The sequence below is a fragment of the Streptomyces sp. URMC 123 genome (assembly GCF_051386515.1).
In the GTDB taxonomy this organism is placed as follows: domain Bacteria; phylum Actinomycetota; class Actinomycetes; order Streptomycetales; family Streptomycetaceae; genus Streptomyces.
In genome coordinates this window covers 1-10,234 of record NZ_JBPQTV010000231.1, presented here as the reverse complement: position 1 = coordinate 10,234, position 10,234 = coordinate 1, and the positions used below count along the sequence as shown (strand labels likewise).

General features: G+C 75.7%; 7 protein-coding genes. 5 read left to right on the top strand and 2 right to left on the bottom strand.

Features of this window, described 5'->3' with window-relative positions; genetic code table 11:
- Window positions 1–536: 536 nt before the first annotated feature.
- The 4 genes from ACSNOD_RS22755 (at window position 537) to ACSNOD_RS22740 (ending at window position 5,732) form a co-directional block, all read left to right on the top strand.
- A complete protein-coding gene (locus tag ACSNOD_RS22755; RefSeq protein WP_436768873.1) occupies window positions 537–3,332 on the top strand; it encodes a helicase-associated domain-containing protein in 2,796 nt (931 codons plus the stop codon).
- Window positions 3,333–3,510: 178 nt separating this feature from the next.
- Window positions 3,511–3,660 (top strand): hypothetical protein, encoded by a 150-nt coding sequence (locus tag ACSNOD_RS22750; RefSeq protein WP_436768872.1) that lies wholly within the window; start codon window positions 3,511–3,513, stop codon window positions 3,658–3,660.
- A gap of 130 nt (window positions 3,661–3,790) precedes the next feature.
- On the top strand, window positions 3,791–3,967 hold the full coding sequence (locus ACSNOD_RS22745) for a hypothetical protein (RefSeq protein WP_436768871.1): 177 nt from the start codon (window positions 3,791–3,793) through the stop codon (window positions 3,965–3,967).
- A 115-nt stretch (window positions 3,968–4,082) separates the two neighbouring features.
- On the top strand, window positions 4,083–5,732 hold the full coding sequence (locus ACSNOD_RS22740) for a DNA repair helicase XPB (protein WP_436768870.1): 1,650 nt from the start codon (window positions 4,083–4,085) through the stop codon (window positions 5,730–5,732).
- Here the strand turns inward: ACSNOD_RS22740 and ACSNOD_RS22735 are convergent.
- A complete protein-coding gene (locus ACSNOD_RS22735) occupies window positions 5,684–6,934 on the bottom strand; it encodes a glycosyltransferase 87 family protein (protein WP_436768874.1) in 1,251 nt (416 codons plus the stop codon). The genes ACSNOD_RS22740 and ACSNOD_RS22735 overlap by 49 nt on opposite strands.
- Window positions 6,935–7,182: 248 nt before the next feature.
- Window positions 7,183–7,392 (bottom strand): hypothetical protein, encoded by a 210-nt coding sequence (locus ACSNOD_RS22730; protein WP_436768869.1) that lies wholly within the window; start codon window positions 7,390–7,392, stop codon window positions 7,183–7,185.
- A gap of 352 nt (window positions 7,393–7,744) precedes the next feature.
- Here ACSNOD_RS22730 and ACSNOD_RS22725 point away from each other — a divergent pair, with 352 nt between their 5' ends.
- Complete coding sequence (locus ACSNOD_RS22725; RefSeq protein WP_436768868.1) at window positions 7,745–9,829, top strand: HelD family protein; 2,085 nt, start codon at window positions 7,745–7,747, stop codon at window positions 9,827–9,829.
- Window positions 9,830–10,234: the final 405 nt, after the last annotated feature.

Genomic DNA, 10,234 nt, shown 5'->3' with positions numbered 1-10,234 from the left:
GCGGGTTGTTCTTCGGCTCCCCCTGGGAGCATGTGCGCCGCGCTGCGGGGGCACCCCGCCACGTCCCCTCCGGCCCGGCATGGCGACGCGCCCGCGGTAGGGGGTGGTCGTAGCTGGTTGCTGCCGTTCCTTGGCTTCCCGGCCGTTTTCTTTTCTCCGGAGGAGCCGGAGCTGTCTGGGGACAGCGGGTCGCGCAGCAGCCCGGCACCCGGCACTCAGGGAGCGCGTAACCCCCCACCCGCTTTGTGCGCCCCCGCCACCGGAGGGGACGTAGCGGGGTGCCCCCGCAGCGCGGCGCACGAGACGGCGGGACAGCCGAAGAACAAAGCAGCACGTGCGCCGCCGAGGAGGTACCCCGGTGCGGCACCGACACCACCCAGCAACCAGGCGCCGCAAACACCACCCCACCCCCCGGCCGAAGGCCGGGGAAAAGCGCGTGACGCTCACCTCGACGCACAACCCCGCCCGGAGGGTGAGGTTGACGTCAACGGTTGACGCCGTCCTCGCCGAGGCGAGGACGAGCTAGTGTGGGGCGGATGACCACCGAGCGGAATCGGGAGGCACCCGTGCCGGAGGAGCCCCACCACAGGCTCGTGGAGGCCACGGAAACGCGGGGAGCGCAACCGGGCGCCGGGAGCGCAGCTCCCCGCGCCCCCCGCACGCTCGCCGAAGAGCTCCGCACCCGCGGCGACGAAGACCTCCGTACGCTGCTGCGCCACCGCCCCGATCTGCTCACGCCCGTGCCCAACGACCTGACGCAGTTGGCGACGCGCGCCGGCACCCGCGCGTCCGTCGCCCGCGCGCTGGAGCGCCTGGACCGCTTCGCCCTGCAGTGCGCGGAGGCACTCGCCGTGGCGCCGGACCCGTGCTCGTACGACACCCTGCTGTCGCTCCTGACCGGGGAGGAGCCTGACCCCTCAAGTGGCACGGGGCCGGACGGGGGTCCGGACGAGGAGAACACCTGGCGCACGGAGCGCGAAACGATCCGCGGGGCGCTCCCGCGCGCCGCGGCCACGCTCAGGGCGCGGGCCCTGCTGTGGGGCGGTGACGACCGCCTGCGCCTGGTCCGTACCGCCCGGGAGATGCTCGCGCCGGCCGCCGGCGGGTCGCCGACGGGCCTCGGCCCGACCGTGGCGGAGGCGACCGCGGGCATGTCGCCCGGCCGGCTGCAGGAGATCCTCGCGGCGGTGGGGCTGCCGGCGACGCACGACTCGGTGACGGCGACGGCCGCGCTCGCCGAGCTGTTCGGCGACCGACGGAAGATGGCGGACCTGCTGGCGCAGGCGCCACCGGAGGCGCGGGCGCTGCTGGACCGGCTGGTGTGGGGACCGCCGTACGGGGCCGTGTCCGCCGAGCCCGCGCCGCCGATCCGCTGGCTGCTGGCGCGCGGCCTGCTGCTGCCGGCGGGCCCGCGCAATGTCGTACTGCCGCGCGAGGCGGCCCTGCGGCTGCGCGGCGGCAGGGCGCACCGCCGGCCCGAGCCCGTGCCGCCGGCGGTCGCGGCGGCGGCCGAGCACCGCCCGGCGACGGTGGACGCCACCGCGGCCGGCCAGGCGTTCACCGCCCTGGCCACCGTGGAGGAGCTGATCGGCACCTGGGAGGCGGGCGGCCCGCTCGTGCTGCGGGCCGGGGGCGTGAGCGTCCGGGACCTGAAGCGGACGGCGGCGGCGCTGGACGTGAGCGAGCGGATCGCGGCGTTCTGGCTGGAGCTGGCGTACGCGGCCGGGCTGCTGGCCTCGGACGGCGAGGCGGACGAGCGGTACGCGGCGACGCCCGCGTACGACGAGTGGCTGGAGCTGCCGGCGGAGCGGCGGTGGGCGGCGCTGGTGGCGCCGTGGCTGGTGTCGACGCGGACGTCCGGGCTGGTCGGCGGGCAGGACGCCAAGGGCAGGACGCTGGCCGCGCTCGGCCCGGAGCTGGACCGTTCGGCGGCGCCGGAAGTGCGCCGCCGCACGCTGGAGCTGCTGGCGGCGCTGCCGGAGGGGGCGGCGCCCGATCCGGCGGGCGTGCTGGCGCGGCTGCGCTGGGAGCACGGCCTGCCCCCGCTGCCGGGCCCGGACGCGAAGCCGGAGGGCAGGAACGGGGCGAAGCCGGCCGCCCCCGATACGCGCTCGCGCATCGCCCGCTGGACGCTGGAGGAGGCCGAACTCCTCGGGGTGACCGGGCGGGGCGCCCTCGCCGCCCACGGCCGCGCGCTGCTGGGCGGCCCGCGCCCCGGCCGCACCGGCGACGCGGAGGCGGAAGCCGGCACGGAGGCGGAAGACAGCTCGCAGACGGAAGCCGGCGCGGCCGGCCCCGCGCCCGGACGCGTCCCGCACAGCGCCGCGGAGGTCACCGCGGCCGCCGCGGAGGCCGCCACCGTACTGGCCCCGCAGCTGCCGGAGCCGCTCGACCACGTCCTGCTCCAGGCGGATCTGACCGCCGTCGCGCCCGGCCCGCTGCGCCGGCCGCTGGCCCTGCTGCTGGGGGTGGCCGCCGATGTGGAGTCCAAGGGCGGCGCCACGGTCTACCGCTTCACCCCCGCCTCCGTGCGCCGGGCGCTGGACGCCGGGCAGACCGCCGCCGAGCTGCACGCCTTCCTGGCGGAGCACTCGCGCACGCCGGTGCCGCAGCCGCTGAGCTATCTGATCGACGACGTGGCCCGCAGGCACGGGCAGTTGCGCGTCGGGGCGGCCTCCTCGTATCTGCGCTGCGACGACGAGGCGCTGCTGTCGGAGATCCTCGCCGACCGGCGGTCGGCGACGCTGCGGCCGCGCCGGCTGGCGCCGACCGTGCTGGCGACGCAGGCCGCGCCGGATGTGCTGCTGGCCCGGCTGCGCGAGATGGGGTACGCGCCGGCCGCCGAGTCCGCGGCCGGTGACGTGGTGGTGACCAGGGCGGACGCGCGCCGTACGCCGCCGAGGGCGGCCCCCGTGCCGGTGCCGGAGGGGCCGCCGGTGCCGGACGACACCCTGCTGGCGGCGGCGGTACGGGCCATCCGGGCCGGTGATCTGGCGGCGACCGCGATCCGCCGGCCGGTGTCGGGCGGCGCGGAGGCCGGGGACGGCGGGGAATCCGGGGAGGGCGACGGCGGGGACGGCCCGTCCGCCGGCGGGCTGCCCCGCACCTCCTCCGCCGAGACCCTGGCGACCATGCAGGCGGCGGCCCTGACCAGCAGCGCCGTGTGGATCGGCTATGTCAACGCGGAGGGGGCGGCGAGCCAGCGGGTGATCGCCCCGGTGCGGGTGGAGGGCGGGTTCGTGACCGCGTACGACCACACGGCGGACGAGGTGCGCACGTACGCGCTGCACCGCATCACGGGCGTGGCGGAGCTGGCGGACGACGCGGTGTGAGCCGGCGGCCGGCGGGGCGCGCTCACCACATGCCACGCGCTTCTGTCCCCCCGATCCGCCAACACCGCACGATGGAGGGACAGGGCGCATCCTTGACCACCCCCTTGGGCAGCCAACGAGTGATCCACTCGTGCGGTTGGGTGACGAACCCAAGTGCTACTCGAGGAAAGGCAGTTCCATGCGGAGATTCACCACCGTCCTCGTCGGGGCTTTCGCGCTGTTCTGCGGCCTCGCGGCCCCCGCCTTCGCCGCCGGAGTCGATCCTCTCGCGGCCCTCTCCAGCCCGAGCGTGACCGCCGGGGTGGAGGCCCTCGGCTTCTCGATCTGAGCCCCGTCCCCAGCGCCTCCCGGCACGGCCGCCCCGTCGGCCGCCCGTGCCGGGGGCCGGGCGGCCGCTCCCCGATCCCGTTCCGGCCGGCCCGGGGCCACGGAGCCGACACAGGATGAAAGGTTCTGCCATGCGCACCATCGCCATAGCCGTGCTCGCAGCCGTCGCGTTCTTCGGGGTGCTCGCCGCCCCCGCCACCGCGGCCGGCCCCAACGGCTCGGTCCCCCTGCCGCTCAGCGCGGACTCGTTGATCACCGAGGGGGTGAACATCGAGGGCCCACTGTTCAACCACCTGGTAGGGAAGTGAACACCAGTGTGGCCGGGCACACCCCGGCCACACGTCCGCATGGGGCACACTGGAGGTTTGGCCACGGGGCTCCCTCCCCCGGCGGCCGCGGACCGCCGTCAGAAAGGGCCGAGGCGTGAACGGACCTCTCATCGTCCAGAGCGACAAGACACTGCTCCTGGAGGTGGACCACGAGCGGGCGGACGCCTGTCGCCGGGCCATCGCGCCGTTCGCCGAGCTGGAGCGGGCGCCCGAGCACATCCACACCTACCGGCTGACCCCGCTGGGCCTGTGGAACGCCCGGGCCGCCGGGCACGACGCCGAGCAGGTCGTGGACGCCCTCGTCGAGTACTCCCGCTACCCCGTGCCGCACGCCCTGCTCGTGGACGTCGCCGAGACCATGGACCGCTACGGCCGGCTCCAGCTGGTCAAGCACCCCACGCACGGGCTGGTGCTGGTCACCACCGACCGGCCGGTGCTGGAGGAGGTGCTGCGCTCCAAGCGCGTACAGCCGCTGGTCGGCGCCCGTATCGACCCCGAGACCGTGGCCGTGCACCCCTCCGAGCGCGGGCAGATCAAGCAGACGCTGCTCAAGCTCGGCTGGCCCGCCGAGGACCTCGCCGGCTATGTGGACGGCGAGGCGCACCCGATCGAGCTCCGCGAGGACGGCTGGGCGCTGCGCCCGTACCAGAAGCACGCCGTCGAGGGCTTCTGGCACGGCGGCTCCGGCGTGGTGGTGCTGCCCTGCGGGGCGGGCAAGACGCTGGTGGGCGCCGGGGCGATGGCGACCGCGAAGTCCACCACGCTGATCCTGGTGACCAACACCGTCTCGGCGCGGCAGTGGAAGCACGAGCTGGTCAAGCGCACCTCGCTGACCGAGGACGAGATCGGCGAGTACTCCGGCACCCGCAAGGAGATCCGGCCGGTCACCATCGCCACGTACCAGGTGCTGACGACCAGGCGGAAGGGCGTCTACCCGCACCTGGAGCTGTTCGACTCCCGGGACTGGGGCCTGATCGTCTACGACGAGGTGCACCTGCTGCCGGCGCCGGTGTTCAAGTTCACCGCCGATCTCCAGGCGCGCCGCCGGCTCGGGCTGACCGCGACCCTGGTGCGGGAGGACGGCCGGGAGTCCGACGTCTTCTCGCTCATCGGCCCGAAGCGGTTCGACGCGCCCTGGAAGGAGATCGAGGCCCAGGGCTACATCGCGCCGGCCGACTGCGTGGAGGTGCGGGTCAATCTCACCGACTCCGAGCGGCTGGCGTACGCCACGGCCGAGACGGAGGAGAAGTACCGCTACTGCGCCACCACCGACACCAAGCGCCGGGTCACCGAGGCGCTGGTGGCGCGGCACCGCGGGGAGCAGACGCTGGTGATCGGCCAGTACATCGACCAGCTGGACGAGCTGGGCGAGCATCTGAACGCGCCGGTGATCAAGGGCGAGACCACCAACGCGCAGCGCGAGAAGCTCTTCGAGGCGTTCCGGCAGGGCGAGATCTCCGTGCTGGTCGTCTCCAAGGTCGCCAACTTCTCCATCGACCTGCCGGAGGCCACGGTGGCCATTCAGGTCTCGGGCACGTTCGGCTCCCGCCAGGAGGAGGCCCAGCGGCTGGGCCGGGTGCTGCGGCCCAAGGCGGACGGGCACGAGGCGCGCTTCTACTCCGTGGTCGCGCGGGACACCGTCGACCAGGACTTCGCGGCGCACCGCCAGCGGTTCCTGGCCGAGCAGGGGTACGCCTATCGGATCGTGGACGCGGACGAGCTGCTGGCGGGCGACGAGGTGTAGTCGCCCGGCCGGCGGGGGTGCGGTGGGGCGCCTGCCGCGCCGCCCGCGTGCCCGAGCTCGTCGGCGTCCCCGGCGCTCGCGACCGTCCGCCGGCCCGCCGCGACCAGCGCCAGCAGGGCCAGGGCCAGCAGCGGGTACGGCGCCGCCAGGGGCTGCTGCCACCACGGCAGGGCGAGGTCCCGGGGGCCCTCGTGCGGCACCAGCCACAGGGTGCGGGCCGTGAACACCAGCGCCACCAGCAGCGCCGGCCACCGGTGCCCGCGCACGGCCAGCAGCACCAGCAGCGGCACGCACCACACCCAGTGGTGGGACCAGCTGATCGGCGAGACCAGCAGCGCCACGGCCGCCGTACAGAGCACGGCCGGGCCCGGGCGGCCCCGCCGGGCGGCCGACCGCGCCAGCCAGAGCCCGGCCGCGCCGGCCGGCACCGCGACGCCCAGCCACGGCAGCCCCGGCTCGGCGTCGTGCAGCAGCCGGGCGACCAGCCCCTGGAGCGACTGGTTGTCCACGATCCACGCCTTGCCGACGCGGGTCGTCTCGAACAGCCGGCGGCTCCAGAAGTCGGCGCTGGCGCCGGGCAGCACGAGGGCGCCCAGCACGGCGGTGCCGGCGAACCCCGCGAGGGCCGTCGCACCGGCCCGCACCCGGCCGGTGAGCAGCAGATGCACGGCGAACACGGCCGGGGTGAGCTTGACGCCGGCGGCGATGCCGATGGCGAGGCCCTTGCCACGGGCGCCGTCCGGGCGGGTGAGGTCCCACAGCACGAGGCAGGCGAGGGCGAGGTTGATCTGCCCGAACAGCAGGGTCTGGAAGACGGGTTCGAGCCAGAGGGCGAGCGCGGTGCCGGCCATGACCACGGCGTACGTGTGCCCCCTGGGGAGCGCCGCCGGCCGCGCGGCCGCCGCCGCGTCCTGCCTCGCGAGGCGCAGCGAGAGCCGGATCAGCAGGGCGAGCAGCGCCGCGTTCCCGGCCATGAACACGGCCTTGAGCAGATCGAGCGGCACCGCCGCGAGCGGCACGAACAGCAGCGCCGCGAACGGCGGATACGTGGCCGGCAGGCGCCACTCGGTGACCGAGAAGCCGTACAGATCGGTGCCGCCGAGGACGGCCGCGCCCTCCGCTCGGTAGACGAGCAGATCGGCCATGGGCGTGGGCCGGGCGGCGCACAGGGCGGCGAAGGCGGCCAGCGAGAGGGCCAGCAGCGCGCCGGCGAGGACGGTCGCGGGCGGCCGGGCGACCGGGCCGCGGCGGCGCGTACGGATGCGGGCGGGGGCGGGGGCGCGGTTACGAGTGCGGGCCCGGATACGGATACGGGCGCGGGCCGGGATACGGGCGCGGTCGCGGGCCGGGACACGGGCGCGGTCGGGGAGCCGGGCGCGGGAGCCCCGCACCTCGCACGGACCAGCCACCGCTCATCCCTTCGATCGACGCCGTCCGGACGGCGGTGACCTTAGTGGATGGCGGTGGCCCGCTCGTGACGCACGAGCGCCTCGTCCGCGTACTCGCCGAGAACGACAACGCCGAACGCGGCGGTCGCGAAGACCTTGACCGCCCGCAGCGCGTCCCCGAGAACGTGCCGGTGGCGACCGGTGCCGGCGCCGGCGCCGGCGGTGTCGCCGAGCGGCCCGCCGGAGGCTGGGGTGATGGATGCGATGCTCATGTCCTCCAGCATGGATTTCACGCGTTCGCACCACATCGGCCCACGGGCGGAACGCGCGGCGGCCGGTCGTACGACCCGAGGCGCACGGGCACCCCTACGGGAGACGGACGGAGCCGGGCACCCTCCCCGCACCGGGTGGCACACGGGCACCCCCCGCCGCATCGGATATTCGTTCGCGGCCCGCCGCCGCCCTGACTAGACTGGCCCGTCCGCCGCCTCCCGGGCCCCTCGGGAGCGCCGCCGCCCGGACGGAAATCGGGACGGCGTGTCCGCTGTCGTACCGCCGTGCACCCCCGTGAGCGCGCACCGCCGCCCGGGGGTCTCGCTCTTCGGACCCTTCGGAGGCAACGCCGTGCCCACGCACGCCCGCGCACAGGACCCGGCCCCCGGCCGGGGCCCCCTCGACCAGGAGCGCGCCCACCTCGCCGCCTCGCGCGCCGCGCTGGCCGCCATGCGCGCCGAGGTCGAGGCCCTCGACATCTCCGACGTCACCGGGAACTGGGTGAACGCGGCCGTCCTGCAGTCCCAGATCGACCAGCGGATCAAGGCGCTGGCCGACCACGCCGACACCCCGCTGTTCTTCGGCCGCCTCGACTACCTCCACGCCCCCGGCGCCGAGGCCGCCGAGGGGGCCGACGGCGAGCGCTTCTACATCGGGCGGCGGCACGTCCACGACGCCGACGGCGACCCCCTCGTCATCGACTGGCGCGCCCCCGTCTCCCAGCCGTTCTACCGGGCCTCCAAGAAGGACCCGATGGACATCGAGCGGCGCCGCCGCTTCGGCTACACCGGCGGCGAGCTCACCGCGTACGAGGACGAACTCCTCACCGGGGCCGACGCCGAGGAGGAGCACGGCACCGCGAGCCGGCTGCTCCAGGCGGAGATCGAGCGGCCCCGCGTCGGCCCCATGCGGGACATCGTGGCGACGATCCAGCCCGAGCAGGACGAGATCGTCCGGGCCGGGCTGAGCGGCTCCCTCTGCGTCCAGGGCGCGCCCGGCACCGGCAAGACGGCGGTGGGCCTGCACCGGGTGGCGTACCTCCTCTACGCGCACCGGGAGCGGCTCGCCCGCACCGGCACCCTCGTCATCGGACCGAACCGGTCCTTCCTGCACTACATCGAGCAGGTGCTGCCCGCGCTCGGCGAACTCGACGTGCGGCAGGCCACCGTCGACGACCTCGTGGCCCATGTCGAGGTGCGCGGCACGGACTCCGCCGAGGCGGCCCGGATCAAGGGCGACGCGCGCATGGCCGAGGTGCTGCGGCGCGCCGTGCGCAGCGGGGTGACGGTGCCGACGGAGCCGTGCGTGGTCGTCCGCGGGTCGCGCCGCTGGCGGGTCCCGGCGTACGAACTGGAGGAACTGCTGCGGGAGCTGCTCGACCGCGACATCCGGTACGGGGCCGCCCGCGAGGCGCTGCCGCAGCGGATCGCGCACGCGGTGCTGGTGCGCATGGAGGAGGCCGGGGAGGCGCCCGACGACCGCGTCCAGGACGCCGTCGCCCGCAACCCCGCGGTCAAGGCGGTGGTCAAGGCCGCGCTGCCGCCGGTGGACCCGGCCAAGCTCGTGCTGCGGCTGCTGTCCGACGCGGACTTCCTCGCCGAGCAGGCGCGGGGGCTCCTCACCGACGAGGAGCAGAAGGCGATCCTCTGGACGCGGCCCGCGCGCGGGGTGCGGTCCGCGAAGTGGTCGGCGGCGGACGCGGTCCTCATCGACGAGGCGCGGGACCAGGTGGAGCGCACGCCCTCCCTCGGGCACGTGGTCGTCGACGAGGCGCAGGACCTGTCCCCCATGCAGTACCGGGCCGTCGGCCGCCGCTGCGCGACCGGCTCGGTCACCGTCCTCGGCGACCTCGCCCAGGGGACGACGCCCTGGGCCACCCACAGCTGGCCGGAGGCGCTGCGGCACCTCGGGAAGCCGGACGCGCGCATCGAGGAGCTCACCGCGGGCTTCCGCGTGCCGCGCGAGATCATCGCGTACGCGTCGCGGCTGCTGCCGGTGATCGCGCCCGGGCTCGCGGCGGCGACCTCCGTACGGCAGGCGCCGGGGGCGCTCGACATCCGCGCGGTGGGGGACGTCGCCGACCTCGACGCGGCGGTCGTCGCCGCGTGCGGGGAGGCGCTGGCGCACGAGGGGTCCGTCGGCCTCATCGCGGCCGACGCCCGCGTGCAGGTCCTGGCGGACGCGCTGGCCGAGGCAGGTCTGCCCTACCTCTCGCCCGGCGAGGAGACCTCCCGCGAGGTCCGGCTGACCCTCGTTCCCGCGACGCTCGCGAAGGGCCTCGAGTACGACTACGTGGTCCTCGACGAGCCGGCGGCGATCGTCGACGGCGAGCCGGACGAGCGGACGGGGTTGCGGCGGCTGTACGTGGCGCTCACGCGGGCGGTCTCGGGGCTGGCGATCCGCCACGCGGCGCGTCTGCCCTCCGGGCTGGGTTGAGCGACGTCCACGTCCACGTTGTCCGTGAGGTGACGGGCGCCCTCCGGGCCCGGTTCACGCGACGTCCGCGTCCACGTTCTCCGTGAGGTGAGCGGCGCCCTCCGGGCGGGTTTGCGCGACGTCCGCGTCCACGTCATCCGTGAGGTGACGGGCGCCCTCCGGGCTCGGGCCGCGCGACGTCCACGTCATCCGCGACGCGAGCGGCGCCGCATTTCCCGCGCCTTCGGCCGAATCCCCCTTCCCAGCCCCGCAGGGGCTGGGCTTCTGTCCCGGCCTGCGGACCAGGCCCCCTCCCCTCGCCCCGAAGGGGCAGGGCGTCTCCCCCGGCCTTCGGCCGAATCCCCCATCCCAGCCCCGCAGGGGCTGGGCTTCTGTCCCGGCCTGCGGACCGGACCCCCTCCCCGC